We start from the raw sequence: 15,531 nt of genomic DNA, 5'->3' as shown, positions 1-15,531 counted from the left end.
GTCACGCCTTTCCGAAATGGACGACGGCCTTCTCCAGCACGAACGCCTCGGCGTGTGGGCGCCGGCACTGCACGCCGCGAAGCCGGGACAGGCCGAGGAACGCCTGTTCGTCGAACCAGTCGTGCTCGATCTGGGACGGGTAGTACTTGAGCAGGATTCGTGTTTTCTCTTCCGCGACCTTGCGGGGGAGCGCATGGTAGATCGCGGGCCGAGGAGTGTCGTTCTCCCATTTGATGATTTCGTAACCGAGAATGAGATGGTCGCGGAACACGGTGGGAACCAACTCGGCAAGCAGTCGATGATCCTGGTGGGCGTCCCCTCGGTGCGGTGCGAAAACCACGTCCGGCGTGCACGTGTGCCGGAAGGCCTCGAGGGCGAACTTGATCGCCTCCCAGTAGCCGGGTGCGCGACCGTCGGGGATGTCGAGGACGGTGATCTCGAGCTCGGCTCCGGGACAGAGCGCCTTCAGCGCGTGCCGCTCCTCGATCTCGCGTGCCGAATCCTCGCCGGAGAGCACGAACGCGTGAACGCGCACGGAACCGGGTGCCTGGGCGGCGAGGGTCAGCAGCGTGCCCCCGAGGCCGATCGCGATGTCGTCACAGTGCGCCCCCAGGACCGCAATCTCCCGGATGTCGCCCGTGTGCAACTCGATCACGGGGTCACCGCCGGGCGGGCCGACTCCCATACGGTCCAGGGGTGGATGCCACGAGCGTAGTTGTCGTCCAGTTCCGCACGTTCCTTGAACGTGTCCGCCGGTTTCCAGAACCCACTGTGCCGATAGCCGTACAACCGGCCCTGGCCGGCGAGTGCGCCGCAGACGTCGGCCACCAGATCGCCGCCGGGGGGAAGGAGATCGAAGATCGCCTGGCTCAGGACGAAGTACCCGCCGTTCTCCCAGATGGGGAACCTGCTCACAGGAACGATTTCCTTGATCTCGCCGTTCTCCGCTACGTCGACGCAATGGAACGACGACTGCGGAGGTACGACCAACATCGAGGCCGTAGCGCCCGACCGATGGTAACGATCGATCATCTCGTCGAGCGGGGCGTCGGTGAGGACGTCCGCGTAGTTGGCGAGGAAGTACTCGTCTCCCTCGAGGTGCCGGCGGACACGGCGGAGACGTTCACCGATCGCCGACTCGAGTCCGGTGTCGACGAAAGTGATCCGCCAGTCGCTGATGTCGGTGCTGAAGCAGTCGACGGTGTTGTCGTGGAGGATGAAATCGTTCGATTGCTCCTCGTGGTAGTCGAGGAAGAAATTCTTGATCTCGGACGCTCCGTACCCCAGGCACAGGATGAACTCCTTGTGACCGAAGTGCGCGTAGTACCGCATGATATGCCACAGGATCGGCCGGGGGCCTACCATCTGCATGGGCTTGGGAATCTGGTCGTTCCGATCGTTACGCATGCGCATGCCGTAGCCACCGCAGAACAGTACAACCTTCATGATGTTGTCCTCCAGGACAGTTCGGGTTCGCCGATGGTCGTGTGAATGGTGGGGAGTGGAAGGACGAGGCGTCCCTTCCACTCCGCGATATACGCGAGCTGGCGGGTCAGTTCGGGCTCGAGGTTCCAGGGCAACGCGAGGACGACGTCCGGCCGGTCCTGGGCGATCCGCTCGACGGGCTCGATCGGGATCCGCGTCCCCGGCGTGAAACGTCCGTGCTTGTACGGATTCCGATCGACGGTATAGGACAAGAGATCCGGTCGGATGCCACAGTAGTTGAGCAGCGTGTTGCCCTTGCCGGGTGCTCCGTAGCCGACGACCGAGAGGCCTTCGTTCCGGCACTGGAGGAGGAAGCGCAGCAGATCGAGGCGTGAGGTGCGTGCGAGCGGTTCGAGCCGGAAATATCCGGTGGGATCGTGTAGCCCTGCGCGCCTTTCGATCTCGAGAACCTCGGCGACGCGCGGACTCGGGTCCTGTGCTGCCCGTTCGGGCCGCGCCCACACACGGATCGAACCCCCGTGGGTGTCGAGCAGTTCCACGTCGACGATCCGGAGGCCCCCGGACGCCAGCGCTCGCGCGGCAGACAGCACCGTGTAGTACTGGAAGTGCTCGTGATAGATCGTGTCGAACTGCCCGAGTGCCACCAGGTTCAGGGCGTGGTGGACCTCGACGCTGAGCCAGCCGTCGTCGGCCATGAGCAGGCGCAGCGCACGCGTGAATCCGACGAGGTCGGGTACGTGAGCGTAGACGTTGTTCGCGACGACGAGATCCGCCGGGCCGTGTTCCGTCCGAATATGTTCGGCCAGTTCGATATCGAGGAAACCGGTGTGGGTCGGCACGCCGGCTGCCCTGGCGGCCTCCCCGACATTGACCGACGGTTCGATGCCCAGGCACCGGATGCCGGCGTCCACCGCGTGACGGAGGAGGTAACCGTCGTTGCTCGCGACCTCGACGAGGGTCGAGTCGGGCCGGAGCCGTCCGCTTCCCAGTGCGTCGTGCACGAAGCTTCGAGCGTGATCGACCCACGACTGCGAGAACGAGGAGAAGTAGGCGTACTCGGTGAAGGTGTCCTCCGGCGTGATCAACGCGGGTATCTGCAGCAGTAGGCAGTCCTCGCACAGGCGCAGGTGGAGTGGATATGTGCATTCCGGGAGGTCGAGCTGCTCGGCCGTGAGGAATCGTTCACACGGGGGAGTGGCTCCGAGGTCCAGGATGCTGGTCAGGCGGTCCGAACTGCACAGACGGCACTTCATGCAGGTGCCCCCTCGGTGGGAAGAGCGTGTCCGATCTCGAGCCCCGAAATCGATGCCCCAAATAAACCATACCTGGAGAAGGGAAACAAGCTAAAAAAAGACCTTATGTTGGTTTTGCAGAACCTTTGAAACCATCCGTTTCACCCCTTAGGCTCGTACTCGTCCCATTCGATGTGCCGGTGTCGGGCAGTGCACGCGAAGCAGGGGGGGACGATGTAGTCGCGTTTGGAGGTTCTGCCCGATGTCGTTTCAAATCGTGGAACGTCGCGAAACTCTGGTGGCCGGTGTGCCCGTTCGAAGTCCGCGGCGAGCCCTCGGCAAACTTCGTGATCCACACCTCGAAATCGCGTGGTCGGCTGTGCTCAACGGAGACACGTCCGGACCGTTCGCGACCGCGTACACCGATCACGCGGAGGACATAGGGTCCTACTACACACAGACAGTAGGGTTCTGCTGCGAGTCGATCGATGACGTACCCCCCGGCTACGTCATCTCCCGTGTCTCTGCCGGCACCTATGCGAAGTTCTCGGTGGTGGGAAGCCGCTTCACCGATATCTTCGACGACCTGTGGCGGCAGATATGGGATGCCGAAGCGGAGGGGAGGATCATCCGAGCCTTCACCGGGGATTTCGAGTCCTATCCCCACGCATTCGGAATCGACCTGTACGTCGCGATCGTCGTTCCGGGACGCGGGGAGGAGTGATGACTTTCACCGTCGTGAAGGTGGGGCCCTGCCTCATGGGTGGGCTGGTGGTCCCAGGCGCCGAACCGGGTGTCTTCGGGGAATCGGGCAGTTTGACCGATTTCACGCTGGAACGGTTGCGTTCCCGGAAGATCCGAGACCTCGTCGCCGTATTCGTCTGCCATCCGCGGGCAGGGTGGTCCGCGGTCTTCGGGTACCGCCTGGATGATCCGGACGATCTTGTGATCGGAGATTCGATGGTCCGGCTCGGAGAGCGGTACGCCGCCCGCTTCGTGCCCGACGGTCCGTCGCCGGATCCCTACAAGGATCTCTGGTGCCAAGTGGAGATGGCGGAGAAAGAAGGCGCCATCTCACGCACATACGACCAGGAAGTGGCCTACATACCGGAGCGGGGCGAACCCGAGTTGTACATCTCGGTGTTCTGAGAACGCCCGGCCACCGAGCGCGCATCCGTGTCGGGGGCGCTCGGTGGGACGCCGGGGGAAAGGTCGTCGTGGATCCCCAACCGTTGTTCGCGCACCACACGCTCCATTTCTGGGACGAAGACTCGGGATATCACTTCGTCGCCGCCTCACCGGAGAGTGAACCGGGTTTGTGGTCGCAGTTCCTCGATGGTGCATATGACGCCTACCGGCGTTTCGACGTCGAAGTCGCTCTCGAATACGACCTGATCCGCGACGGAACGTCGACAGCGTTGTTCTTCGTTGCGGTCGCTGTCGACGGCACCGTGCACGGCGGATCACGCGCTCTCGGTCCGTATACGAGCGTGACCGAGTCGCATCCGTTCGTCGAATGGACGGATCCGGCCGCTCGGGCGGAGATCGCCCGCATCCTCGAGCCTTGTATTCCCCATGGTCTCGTCGAGGCCAAGACGGGTTGGGTGGCCGACGACGTTCCGCGGCGTCACGAACTGAGTGCGGGAGTGGCGCGCACGGCGACCTACTTCATGGAACTGCTCGGCGCCAGGTTCCTCCTCGGGACAGCTGCGGACAACGCGTTGGGGATGTGGCGGCGTGCGGAGGCTTGCGTCGTGGATGACGTTCCTCCCACTCCGTATCCGGATGACCGTTATCGCACACGGATGTTGTTGTGGGATCTCGCGTGTTGCGATGCGTCCAGAAGGAGCAGAGAAATCGAGAAACTCCTGTCTTCCCGCACGATCCCGGGGTGGTGGAACCTCTCACGGTCGCATCGGAGGATCGACGATCGGAGAGAATCGAACGGGGGGGTGCCGTGAACGTCCGCGAACCGCGTTTCGAGGCAGTTCTCCTGGCGGAGGATTGCGACGAGGACATGGTCGAGTTCGAACGACTGCAGGGCCGGGGAATCACCCTGGAGGATCGACTCGACGAACAGCTCGCGGGTCTGGCGGCGCTCGGGTCCGGCGTCGACAACGACGGCGCGCCAGGCGAATATATCCACGACGAAGCCGCTCGGTGGGCTTACTACCCCTGGCGCGAGGTAGCGGTCCGGGTCCTCGGTCCTGCCGGTTTCGACCGTCTCCGGCTCGACCGTAACCGCAACAAGATCACGGCGGAGGAACAGGCACGTCTCCGATCCGCCGCCGTCGGGGTGGTCGGACTGAGTGTAGGGCACACGGTGGCGTACACCTTGGCGTTGGAAGGTGCCTGCGGTGTACTGCGGCTCGCCGACCACGACATCCTGGAACTGTCCAACCTGAACAGGATTCCCGCCTCGGTCCTGGACCTCGGGGTGAACAAGGCTGTGATCGCCGCGCGGCGCATCGCAGAGCTGGACCCCTACCTGCCGGTCGAGGTGTGGACGGAGGGGGTGACGCCCGAGTCGGTCGAGGACTTCTTCGAAGGACTCGACCTGGTGATCGATGAGTGCGATTCGTTCGATGTGAAGTTGTCGATCCGGACGTGCGCGGCACGACGACGAGTTCCCGTCGTGATGCACACCAGCGATCGTGGGCTGCTCGACGTCGAGCGGTTCGATCTCGATGGCGAACAGCAACCGTTTCACGGGTTGCTCGGCGACCTCGATCCGGAGACGTTGAGAACGCTGTCGAATCGGGACAAAGTCCCGTACGTACTGAAATTGCTCGACGCGAAGCAGATCTCCGAACGGCTTGCAGCCTCACTTCTCGAGGTAGGGGAATCGCTGGAAGCGTGGCCGCAACTCGGCGCAGACGTCGGCCTCGGTGGCGTCACTGTCGCGACTGCGGTGCGCGGGATCGTCCTCGGCGGTTCCGTCGCTTCCGGTCGGTGCCGAGTCGACCTCGACCTTCGTCTCACTGTGCCCGAGCCACAGTTTCCGGTCCCAACGGAGCCGGAGACAACACAGCCGAACGAGAACACCTGGTCGGACTCGGCCGCTGCCGTCGTCGACGCCGCGACCCGGGCACCGTCCGGAGGAAATTCGCAGCCGTGGACGATCGTCGTCGAACCGACACGGCTGACCTTCGCCCTCGCCACCGAACCCGAACCGGTACTGATGGATCTGTATCGCCGAGGCAGTTGCGTTGCGCTCGGAGCCGCCCTCCACAATGCTCGAGTGGCCGCAGCCGCCCACGGGATTCTGGGTCCGCATACGGTGGTCGATGGTCCTGACGAAGCTCGGCCGGGCATTCCGCTCGCCCGGCTGGAGCTGGGAACCGGTTCGGATCACGAATTCGCGGCGTTCTACGGACCGATGCTCGCCCGCGCCACCAACAGATTCCCCAGTGATGATCACACGATCACGCACGGCGAGCTCGAAGCGATGCACGCAGCCGCCGATCTCGTCGACGGACGCATCCGGATCCTCACAGGCAGCAACGATCTCGCCGCGATCGCAGAGATCTTGTCGGAGTCGGACCGCGTGCGGTATCTGGACAGGCCGCTCCGGACCGAGATGATCGGCGAACTGCGATGGCCGGGCGACTCCCACCCGGAAAGCGGAATCGAGGTGGCCTCTCTCGGGCTCGACACGGCGGAGTCGGCCATGCTCGAGGTCGTACTGCGGCACGATGCTCTCGACCGGCTCGGCGAGTGGGGGCTCGGGGGCGGTCTCGGGAAGATGACCCGCGACCGAGTGCTGGGAAGCGCGGGACTCGTCGCCGTGTTCACCGACAGGCGCTCGGGGGCGGACTACATCCGTGCCGGTGCGACCGTCGAGAGTGTGTGGATCGCGGCCCAGGCGGTCGGCTTGGCCGTTCAGCCCGTATCTCCGATCTTCCTGTATGCCGATACGCGAGCCGACTTCGAGCGATTGAGCCGTGACCATTCCGACGTTCTACAGACGTTGCAGCGGAACTTCGCCGATATGCTGCAGGTGGACGAGGACGATGGGATCGCCCTCTTGTTGCGTATCGGTCGGACGACTGCGGGCCCGGTCCGTAGCAGGCGTCGCGCCGATCGTGTCCTGCGCGCCGACGGACTTCTCCTGCGGTGACCCGACGACGGAGACATCATGCCCGATGGCAAGAGGACCCTCGAAAGTCTGGTCACCCGGATTGCGGCGCGGCTCATGCCCGCAGATGCTGCATCCCACGACCGGGTCGTCCGTCTCGTGCTGCGCGATCTGGTCGAGTTCCTCGGCGTCGATACGTGCTTCCTCCGCTACAACGACCATGACATCGGCGCGACGATTCTGGTGGCGGAGTGGCCACCCCGCGAACACGTACCGGATCCGGATCCTTTGGGAGTGGTCTACTTCCACAGTGCAGACCCCGTCATGGCCGCAGCCCAGGACATGAAGGAACCGTTGTTGACCGAGGGGAACGATACGAACGGTCTGCAGGCGGGGAAGGACACGCAGGGTTATGCCGACCGGGTGTTCGCCGCCTCCGGGATGTCCGGTGTGTCGTTGGCGGCGGTCCCGCTCGTGTCCGGCCGGATCACGACAGGCACATTGGGGCTGGTGAAACAGACGACGCGGCCGTGGAGCGAGGAAGAGGTCAACGCCCTGACGCTCATCGCGGCGCTGCTCGCTCAGGTACAGGCACGCATCCGTGCAGAGGAGGATCTCCGGCGGGCGGCCTACCATGACTCGCTCACCGGCCTGGCGAGCCGGCGCGCATTGTTCGAGTATCTCGACAAACGGCTGGAGGACGGCGCTCCCGGTCCCGTGGGAGTGTTGTTCCTCGACCTCGACAGGCTCAAGGCGTTGAACGATTTCCTCGGGCACAAGGCCGCCGATTCGTATCTCTGCCGTATCGCCGATCGCCTCTCCGAGGGAAGTGAGTCCGACGATCTCGTCGCCAGGCTCGGTGGCGACGAGTTCGTGGTCGTGCTGTCCGGTCCTTCGTCGCCGGCGGAGGCGATGAAACGGGCGGAAGTGCTGCAGGAGGTGGTGGGGGCATCCGTCGCGCTCGGCGGTCAGACCGTCGGCCGAGGTGTCAGTGTCGGCGTGGCACTCGGAACTCCGGGGCAGGTAGGTTCGGCGACCCTGCTCAGCCGTGCCGACCAGGCGATGATGGTGGTCAAGCGCCAGGGTGGCAACGGTGTCGGCGTGTTCACCGACGACATGAACGAGAAAGGGGACCGGCGCACCATCATCGAGATGAACCTGCGGACATCGATCGACGATGATCACTTGACCTTGGAGTATCAGCCGGAGATCGACCTCCGTACGGGCATGATTCTCGGCGTCGAAGCTTTGGTGAGGTGGAACCACTCGCCGCTGGGGCTTCTCCAGCCGGGAGAGTTCGTCGAGGTCGCCGAATCCACGAATCTTGCCGGCGAACTCGGCGAATGGGTCATCACGCGTGCATGCGCGCAACTGGCGGGATGGAAACGTGAGATTCCGGGACTGCGAATCACCATGAGCGTCAACGTTTCACCGGTCCAATTGGTGTCGCTGGATTTCGATGCGACGGTGAAGTCCGTTCTTCGACGCTACGATCTGGAAGGTTCGGAGTTGTGCTTGGAGATCACCGAGAACGTCGTTGTCGGTGACCTCCAACGGACGAGGGACACCCTGCGACGGCTCGAGAGGCTCGGAGTCCGGGTCGCGATCGACGATTTCGGTACGGGATACAGTTCGCTGGGGCATCTGAAGTCCCTCCCCGTGGACACTCTGAAGATCGACCGGGGCTTCGTGCAGAATCTCGATCACAGCGAGGAAGATCGGGTCATCGTCGATTCGATAGTGGGTCTGGCCTCGTCGTTCGGACTTCGAGTCGTTGCGGAAGGAGTCGAGTCGACAGGAGCGGTGAGAGAACTTCTGGATCTGGGTTGTGTGCGCGCTCAAGGATTTTTGCTGAGTCGGCCCGCGACCCCGGATCGACTCGTGGGGATGCTCCGTGTCGGCAGGATCCGGCTGCCCTGGAGTCCGGAAGGTGGGGTAGGGGCAAGAAGGTCCATGGCACGGCGATGCCGGGAACCGTTCTAAAAGTTGGTTATTGTGCTATAAAAAATCTTAGGGTATGTTTTTGACGGCAGGATGCTCCGGGCTCCGACGCAGGGTTCTCGTCGACTCGTGCTGAGCGCAACGGTGCGTCTCGGGAATCTTCGGGGGAGTCCGTCCCCTCGCGGACTCCACCTTCCCGACCGGTGCCGGCGGTCTTCGGGGGACTGTCGGCGCCGGCCTGCTCTTTCTCCCGTGTGGAAGATGGAAGGGTGCCGTCCGATCGAGAACCCCGACGCTGGCTGTGGCCGGTGGTCCTGTTCAGTGCGCTGATCGCCGTCGTCTTCGTGGCGGTCGAGTCCGCCCTGCACTCACCTCGGCAGCCGTCCGTCGAGATCCCCGACGGCGTCCCCCCGGCGCCCGGCCTCCCCGTCCCACCCATCGATGTGAACGGTCCCGGCCGCACGGCCGCGCAACTCGCCGACTGGGCCGAACCCCAATCGCGGGAGCTGGGCATCCCCGTCACCGCCCTCGAGGCGTACGGGCACGCGGCGGTCGTCCTGGCCGTCGGCACGCCGGGTTGCGGCCTGTCGTGGACGACCCTCGCCGGGATCGGCAACGTGGAGAGCAGCCACGGCCGGTTCGGCGGCGCGTCCCTCGCACCCGACGGCAGCGTCTCTCCTCCCATCCGGGGTGTCCCGCTCGACGGCACCCGGGGCAACGCCGAGATCCGCGACACCGACGGGGGCCGACTCGACGGCGACCCGGTCCTCGACCGGGCGGTCGGGCCGATGCAGTTCATCCCCGAGACCTGGGAGAGGTGGGGAGTCGACGCGAACGGCGATGGGATCGCCGACCCCGACAACATCGACGACGCGGCCCTGGCCGCGGGCCGCTATCTGTGCGATCGCGGTGGCGACCTGACCACCGCGGAGGGGTGGACGAACGCCCTGATGGCCTACAACCGGTCCACCGAGTACCTCATGCTCGTCCGCGACCGCGCCGCCGCCTACGGGGTGGGAGTGCGGCCGTAGACGGCACCGCGCCGGGCCTCGGGCGCGCCTGTGCCTCACACGCAGGTCGCGACCGTTAGGCTGTCCCCAGCGTGCAGACACCGCAGCGTGAAAGTCCATCGAAGGAGAATCAGCCAGTGGCCATCATTGAGCAGGTAGGAGCCCGCGAAATCCTCGACTCCCGTGGCAATCCCACGGTCGAGGTCGAGGTGCTGCTCGAGGACGGAAGTTTCGCCCGCGCTGCAGTGCCGTCGGGCGCCTCCACCGGCGAGCACGAGGCCGTGGAGCTGCGTGACGGCGGCGAGCGTTACCTCGGCAAGGGCGTCGAGAAGGCCGTCGAGGCCGTCCTCGCCGAGATCGGCCCGGCCATCATCGGCCTCGACGCCACCGAGCAGCGCACCGTCGACCAGGCGCTCCTCGACGCCGACGGCACCCCCGACAAGGGCCGTCTCGGCGCGAACGCCCTCCTCGGCGCGTCGCTCGCCGTCGCGAAGGCCGGCGCGGAGTCGTCCGGGCTCGAGCTGTTCCGCTACGTCGGCGGCCCGAACGCCCACATCCTCCCCGTTCCGATGATGAACATCCTCAACGGTGGCGCCCACGCCGACACCGGCGTCGACGTCCAGGAGTTCATGGTCGCGCCGATCGGCGCCCCGACCTTCAAGGAATCCCTCCGCTGGGGTGCCGAGGTCTACCACTCCCTCAAGTCCGTGCTCAAGAGCAAGGGCCTGGCCACCGGCCTCGGCGACGAGGGCGGTTTCGCCCCCGACGTCGCGGGCACCAAGGCCGCGCTCGACCTGATCAGCGAGGCCATCGCCAAGACCGGCCTGAAGCTGGGCAGCGATGTCGCGCTCGCGCTGGACGTCGCGGCCACCGAGTTCTACACCGAGGGCACCGGCTACGCCTTCGAGGGCCGGAACCGGACGGCCGCCGAGATGGGCGCCTTCTACGCCGAGCTGCTCGGCCAGTACCCGCTGGTCTCCATCGAGGATCCGCTCAGCGAGGACGACTGGGAGGGCTGGGTCGCGCTCACCGAGGCGATCGGCGACAAGATCCAGCTCGTCGGCGACGACCTGTTCGTCACCAACCCGGAGCGCCTCGAGGACGGCATCGTCCGTGGCGCCGCGAACGCGCTGCTCGTGAAGGTCAACCAGATCGGCACCCTCACCGAGACCCTCGACGCCGTCGACCTCGCGCACCGCAACGGCTACAAGACGATGATGAGCCACCGGTCCGGCGAGACCGAGGACACCATCATCGCCGATCTCGCCGTCGCCGTCGGCAGCGGACAGATCAAGACCGGCGCGCCCGCCCGGTCCGAGCGTGTCGCGAAGTACAACCAGCTGCTGCGCATCGAGGAGTCCCTCGGTGACGTCGCTCGCTACGCCGGCGAGCTCGCCTTCCCGCGGTTCTCCGTCGAGGGCTGACCGGCGGCATGAGTCAGCGCGGTAGATCCCGTCCCGGCGCGAGGCGTATCCGCACCGAGGGTGTGCCCGGTGCCCGGCGTCCGGGCCGGGCCCGGCCCGCGGGATCTACCGCCCCGGCCGAGCACTCGGCCGAGAACGCGGGTGCCCGGCCTGCCGGCCGCGAGGACCCCGTTCATTCGTCGCCCGGTCGCGGCCGACCGGGCGGTTCCGGGCGAGCCCGGCCCACCCGGGTCGGTGCGCCCCGCGACTCCCGCCGCCCCCGCACCGAACGCACCGTCCTGGGCCTGTCCACCGGTCGCGCCGTGGTGCTCGCCCTCGTCGTGTGCGGTCTCGCCCTCACCCTCGCGGTGCCGCTGCGCACCTACGTGAGCCAGCGCTCCGAAGCCGAACAACTCGCGGCCGAACGCGTGCAGCTCGAACAGGCGATCGCGGCCCTCGAGGAGCAGAAGGCCCGCATGGAGGACCCGGCCTGGGTCCGCGCCCAGGCCCGTGAGCGACTGCGGTTCGTCGTGCCCGGTGAGACCCCCTACCAGGTGCAGCTTCCGGGTGACGCTCCACCCGAACGCGAGGAGCGCGAACCCGAACGGCCGACGACCGGCGCCTGGTACAGCGACCTGTGGTTGTCGGTATCCGAGCCGGCACCCGAACCCCTGCCCGAACCCGTGCCGCAGCAGATGCCTGTGGCACCCCCAGAACCAGGAGATGTCCCCGGGTGACCGATCCAGTCACGCAAGAAGACCTCGACGCCGTCGCCGCCCAGCTCGGGCGCGAACCCCGCGGGGTCCTGGCCATCGCCTACCGTTGCCCCGACGGTGCGCCCGGAGTGGTGAAGACCGCGCCCAAGCTGCCCGACGGCACGCCCTTCCCGACGCTCTACTACCTCACCGACCCGCGCCTCACGGCCGAGGCGAGCCGGCAGGAATCCGCCGGGGTCATGAGGGAGATGACCGAGCGTCTCGGCACCGACGAGGAGCTGGCCGCGGCCTATCGGCGCGCTCACGAGTCGTACCTGGCCGAGCGCGATGCGATCGAGTCGCTCGGCACCGACTTCACCGGCGGCGGCATGCCCGAGCGGGTCAAATGCCTGCACGTGCTCATCGCGCACTCGCTGGCTACGGGGCCGGGTGTCAATCCACTCGGCGACGAATCCGTCGCGCTCGCCGCCGATGCGGGTCTGCGCGGCACCGCCATTCCCGCCGACTGGCCCACCTACGCCGAGCTACGCGGAGAAGAGCAGTGAGGGTCGCGGGAATCGACTGCGGCACCAACTCCATTCGTCTGCTGATCGCCGACGTCGCGGAGGACGGCGGTCTCGTCGACGTCACCCGTCTGATGAAGGTCGTGCGGCTCGGCCAGGGCGTCGACGCCACCGGTCGTCTCGCGCCGGAAGCGATCGAACGCACGCGGGTCGCGCTGGTGGAGTACGCCGACCTGATCCGCGAGACCGGTGCCGCCGCGGTGCGCATGGTGGCCACCTCCGCGACCCGCGACGCGAGCAACCGCGAGGACTTCTTCGCGATGACCCGCGAGGTGCTCGGTGCCGTGATTCCCGGCGCCGAGGCCGAGGTCATCACCGGCGACGAGGAAGCACGCCTGTCCTTCGCCGGTGCTGTCGGCGAACTCGACTCCGCGCGTGGACCTTTCGTCGTCGTCGACCTCGGAGGCGGGTCCACCGAGGTCGTGCTCGGCGACGCCGCCGGAGTGCACGCCGCCTACTCCACCGACATAGGCTGCGTGCGTCTCACCGAACGGTGCCTCCACGACGACCCGCCGACCGCCGAGCAGGTCGCTGCGGCACGGGAGGTCGCGGAGGGCAAGATTCGCGAAGCGCTCGAGCGGGTGCCGGTCGACCAGGCACACACCTGGGTGGGTGTCGCGGGCACCATGACCACCCTCGCCGCGCTCGCTCTCGAACTCGACGAGTACGACTCGGAGAAGATCCACCTGTCGTCGGTGCCGTTCGACCGCCTGCGCGAGGTGTGCGACGGTCTCGTCGCCGCGACTCGCGAGAAGCGCGCGGCGCTCGGTCCCATGCATCCCGGCCGCGTCGACGTCATCGGCGGTGGCTCGATCATCACCACCGTCCTCGCCGAGGAACTGGGACGTCGAGCGGGCATCACCGAGTTGGTCGTGAGCGAGCACGACATCCTCGACGGCATCGCCCTGTCCGTCGCCCACTAGTCTTCGATTCGGGTGGCTTCAGCCCCGCCTTCCGGGGCTCGATCCACCCGAATCGGCGAATGTGTGGTTGACTGTGTCTCGGTCGAAGTTTTTGTTCGCGTCTTACCCACGCTCGCAAATCCTTGTTGCGGGCGGTTGGTTCTCCTTTCGGAAGTCACCGCATGTGATGGCGGCCTCGCTCTACCGAACACTCGGCGGAGCTCGTTTACACGACAGAAGGAGACAGACATGGCAGAGGGAATCGTGAAGTGGTTCAACGCCGACAAGGGATTCGGCTTCATCGCCCCCGAGGACGGCAGCGCTGACGTGTTCGCGCACTACTCGGAGATCCAGTCGGGCGGCTACCGCAGCCTCGACGAGAACCAGCGCGTGCGTTTCGAGATCGGTCAGGGTGCCAAGGGTCCCCAGGCCACCGGAATCACCGTGATCTGATTCGATCTCCCGTCCCCACTGGGGATTCGAGACATCATCAGGCCCGCCTCGTCATTCGAGGCGGGCCTGATGCATGTACGGAGGCCGGTCAGATCGTCCCGCAATTCGACGACGGCGCAGTGCCGGCGAACCGGCCGTCGAGGAAGTCGAGCGCGCCGGGCAGGCCGATCACGGCAGCGGTGATGTGGTCGGCGCTCGGAACCGGTTCGGTTCGCACGGGCACCCCGGCGTCGCAGTACCTACGCAGGGTGGCGGAGACGGAATGCAACGGAATCAGCGCATCGGTCGGTGAATGCCATTCGTAGACCGGGGCATTCGGTACCGCCGGAAGCTTCTCGATGCTGTTCTCGTTCAGCACCTCCCGGACGGGCGGGCTGTCGAGCAGGGCCATGCCCACCTCGGCGTCGGCGACGTCGGCGATGCTTCGGCCGGCACCGGCGAGCAGGATCTCGTTGGTGCACGCGTTGGCGATCCGGTCGCGCAGTTCCCGGCCCGCCGGATTGAGCTGCTCGCTGATGGGCATGCGGTCGGGGTATTCGCGTTCGAGACCGAGAGCGGCCGCCATCGCCAATCCGAAAGCGGGATGCGCGGATTCGCCGAGTCCCTTCGCCATCTCGCCGATGTCCATGGGAACCCCACCGTAGGCGCTGCCGACGAGGGGGATCTCCGGTGCGTAGGTCGGGGCGAGTGCGGCGGCCATCGCCGTGGCCATCCCGCCACCGGAGTAACCGGCGATGCCGACCGGGCTGTCCGCGAGTCCCAGCGGTGCATGACGCTGCGCGGCCCGGATGCCGTCGAGAGTGATCTGCGCACCGACCTTCGCGGCACCGTAGGCACTGTTCGGTCCGAGATGGTCGGGGACGGCCAGCGACCAGCCGCGCTGGATGGCGATGAGCAGGCCGGGCGACTCCCGGATTCCGCGCATCGGGTTCGTCGCGTACAGCGCGGTCGACGGCGCGCACTCGAGCCCCAGCGCATTGATGATCGCCTGGTACGACACGAGCGGGCGACCCGGCGCTCCTCCTCGCGGTGACAGCACCGTCGTCACGGCGGAGATCGGCGCGCCCGCAGAGTTCGTCGAGCGGAACTTCAGTTGGATCGCGTCGGTGCCGGGGAACCCGAGCGGCGGGGGGACGACGCGGGCGGCGAGGACGTCACCGGGCTGCCGGTCGGCGATGTCGTGCGGGGTGTCATAGAAGGAGTCGTGCAGGGCTGCGGGATAGACGATGCTCTCGGCGAGGGCCGAGGGTGCGATCGCCAGGCCCGGAGCAACTGCGAGCGCTGCGGCGGCGAGCGCGATACCGAGACGCCGGGCCGACGGCCGTGCGGTCCTGAAACCCATACATCGTCCTTCTGTTCGCGCCGGGCCACCACCGGCTGTCCGTTCTGTACGTCTTCCGCAGAATGTCTACCTGTTCGCGGGGTACAAGACAACGAAGGGTGTTCACATCCGGCCGGATCGACCTCCGTAGTCGTGAAGGATGTCGCCGACGACCCGGATTCGACTACGAAAACATGTTCGAAGATCGCGACCCGGCGCGGTCGCCGGAAGCCCCGAACGCTACTGTGATCCCCACGCCCCTATAGCCCAATTGGCAGAGGCAGCGGACTTAAAATCCGCCGAGTGTCGGTTCGAGTCCGACTGGGGGCACCGGTCGAAGGTCGGTCCTGAGCCACCCGCTACCGTTCTTGCCATCCGCCTCGGCAATTCGCTGGTTGTCAGGATGTTCGTGAGACGCCTGGCAACCAGCGTGGGGATCGGAACACACCAATGATCGACATCCCTG

At 66.2% G+C, this 15,531-nt stretch carries 15 protein-coding genes and 1 tRNA gene; 12 read left to right on the top strand and 4 right to left on the bottom strand.

Features of this window, described 5'->3' with window-relative positions:
* Position 1: 1 nt before the first annotated feature.
* The 3 genes from PV766_RS18750 to PV766_RS18740 are packed head-to-tail and all read right to left on the bottom strand — an operon-like array spanning position 2 to position 2,699.
* The gene (locus PV766_RS18750; protein ID WP_064064712.1) at positions 2-685 is read right to left on the bottom strand and encodes a PIG-L deacetylase family protein; all 684 of its coding nucleotides are present in this window, start codon (positions 683-685) and stop codon (positions 2-4) included.
* Positions 652-1,446 carry a glucose-1-phosphate cytidylyltransferase gene (locus tag PV766_RS18745; protein WP_421097635.1) on the bottom strand — a complete coding sequence of 265 codons (795 nt, stop codon included), beginning with the start codon at positions 1,444-1,446 and terminating at the stop codon, positions 652-654. Before PV766_RS18745 ends, PV766_RS18750 begins: the two co-directional genes overlap by 34 nt.
* A complete protein-coding gene (locus PV766_RS18740) occupies positions 1,443-2,699 on the bottom strand; it encodes a class I SAM-dependent methyltransferase (RefSeq protein ID WP_421097634.1) in 1,257 nt (418 codons plus the stop codon). Before PV766_RS18740 ends, PV766_RS18745 begins: the two co-directional genes overlap by 4 nt.
* A gap of 241 nt (positions 2,700-2,940) precedes the next feature.
* Here PV766_RS18740 and PV766_RS18735 point away from each other — a divergent pair, with 241 nt between their 5' ends.
* The 11 genes from PV766_RS18735 (at position 2,941) to PV766_RS18685 (ending at position 13,744) form a co-directional block, all read left to right on the top strand.
* A complete protein-coding gene (locus tag PV766_RS18735) occupies positions 2,941-3,402 on the top strand; it encodes a GyrI-like domain-containing protein (protein WP_129976977.1) in 462 nt (153 codons plus the stop codon).
* Positions 3,402-3,827 (top strand): hypothetical protein, encoded by a 426-nt coding sequence (locus PV766_RS18730; protein WP_421097633.1) that lies wholly within the window; start codon positions 3,402-3,404, stop codon positions 3,825-3,827. Before PV766_RS18735 ends, PV766_RS18730 begins: the two co-directional genes overlap by 1 nt.
* Before the next feature lie 68 nt (positions 3,828-3,895).
* Entirely contained in the window at positions 3,896-4,639 is a 744-nt protein-coding gene (locus PV766_RS18725) for a hypothetical protein (protein WP_129976976.1), read from the top strand.
* Entirely contained in the window at positions 4,636-6,798 is a 2,163-nt protein-coding gene (locus PV766_RS18720; RefSeq protein ID WP_421097632.1) for an Rv1355c family protein, read from the top strand. Before PV766_RS18725 ends, PV766_RS18720 begins: the two co-directional genes overlap by 4 nt.
* 18 nt (positions 6,799-6,816) lie before the next feature.
* On the top strand, positions 6,817-8,739 hold the full coding sequence (locus tag PV766_RS18715) for a putative bifunctional diguanylate cyclase/phosphodiesterase (RefSeq protein ID WP_255162345.1): 1,923 nt from the start codon (positions 6,817-6,819) through the stop codon (positions 8,737-8,739).
* 266 nt (positions 8,740-9,005) lie between these two features.
* Positions 9,006-9,728, top strand: coding sequence for a lytic transglycosylase domain-containing protein (locus PV766_RS18710; RefSeq protein ID WP_016934316.1), 723 nt, complete (start codon positions 9,006-9,008; stop codon positions 9,726-9,728).
* A gap of 116 nt (positions 9,729-9,844) precedes the next feature.
* Positions 9,845-11,131: a phosphopyruvate hydratase gene (eno, locus tag PV766_RS18705; RefSeq protein WP_016934317.1), complete on the top strand. Its 1,287-nt coding sequence runs from the start codon at positions 9,845-9,847 to the stop codon at positions 11,129-11,131.
* Positions 11,132-11,139: 8 nt separating this feature from the next.
* The gene (locus PV766_RS18700; protein WP_064064622.1) at positions 11,140-11,847 is read left to right on the top strand and encodes an FtsB family cell division protein; all 708 of its coding nucleotides are present in this window, start codon (positions 11,140-11,142) and stop codon (positions 11,845-11,847) included.
* Entirely contained in the window at positions 11,844-12,371 is a 528-nt protein-coding gene (locus PV766_RS18695; RefSeq protein ID WP_255162346.1) for a DUF501 domain-containing protein, read from the top strand. Before PV766_RS18700 ends, PV766_RS18695 begins: the two co-directional genes overlap by 4 nt.
* Positions 12,368-13,312: an exopolyphosphatase gene (locus PV766_RS18690; protein ID WP_421097631.1), complete on the top strand. Its 945-nt coding sequence runs from the start codon at positions 12,368-12,370 to the stop codon at positions 13,310-13,312. Before PV766_RS18695 ends, PV766_RS18690 begins: the two co-directional genes overlap by 4 nt.
* Before the next feature lie 228 nt (positions 13,313-13,540).
* Entirely contained in the window at positions 13,541-13,744 is a 204-nt protein-coding gene (locus tag PV766_RS18685; RefSeq protein WP_016932996.1) for a cold-shock protein, read from the top strand.
* Positions 13,745-13,832: 88 nt separating this feature from the next.
* On the opposite strand, the gene PV766_RS18680 is transcribed toward PV766_RS18685, so the two are convergent.
* Complete coding sequence (locus PV766_RS18680; protein WP_421097630.1) at positions 13,833-15,086, bottom strand: lipase family protein; 1,254 nt, start codon at positions 15,084-15,086, stop codon at positions 13,833-13,835.
* A gap of 235 nt (positions 15,087-15,321) precedes the next feature.
* Here PV766_RS18680 and PV766_RS18675 point away from each other — a divergent pair.
* Positions 15,322-15,395: transfer RNA gene (locus PV766_RS18675), tRNA-Leu, on the top strand.
* Positions 15,396-15,531: the final 136 nt, after the last annotated feature.

Origin of the sequence: Rhodococcus sp. As11 (assembly GCF_048957735.1) — a bacterium.
Classification (GTDB): domain Bacteria; phylum Actinomycetota; class Actinomycetes; order Mycobacteriales; family Mycobacteriaceae; genus Rhodococcus; species Rhodococcus gordoniae.
Note: the sequence above shows the minus strand (reverse complement) of the source record. Positions and strands in the feature narration are given on the sequence as shown.

Bases quoted from the DNA above. Each gene is read 5' to 3' on its own strand.
- PV766_RS18750 (WP_064064712.1), bottom strand. From the start codon at position 685: ATGGGAGTCGGCCCGCCCGGCGGTGACCCCGTGATCGAGTTGCACACG.
- PV766_RS18745 (WP_421097635.1), bottom strand. From the start codon at position 1,446: ATGAAGGTTGTACTGTTCTGCGGTGGCTACGGCATGCGCATGCGTAAC.
- PV766_RS18740 (WP_421097634.1), bottom strand. From the start codon at position 2,699: ATGAAGTGCCGTCTGTGCAGTTCGGACCGCCTGACCAGCATCCTGGAC.
- PV766_RS18735 (WP_129976977.1), top strand. From the start codon at position 2,941: ATGTCGTTTCAAATCGTGGAACGTCGCGAAACTCTGGTGGCCGGTGTG.
- PV766_RS18730 (WP_421097633.1), top strand. From the start codon at position 3,402: ATGACTTTCACCGTCGTGAAGGTGGGGCCCTGCCTCATGGGTGGGCTG.
- PV766_RS18715 (WP_255162345.1), top strand. From the start codon at position 6,817: ATGCCCGATGGCAAGAGGACCCTCGAAAGTCTGGTCACCCGGATTGCG.
- PV766_RS18700 (WP_064064622.1), top strand. From the start codon at position 11,140: ATGAGTCAGCGCGGTAGATCCCGTCCCGGCGCGAGGCGTATCCGCACC.
- PV766_RS18685 (WP_016932996.1), top strand. From the start codon at position 13,541: ATGGCAGAGGGAATCGTGAAGTGGTTCAACGCCGACAAGGGATTCGGC.
- PV766_RS18680 (WP_421097630.1), bottom strand. From the start codon at position 15,086: ATGGGTTTCAGGACCGCACGGCCGTCGGCCCGGCGTCTCGGTATCGCG.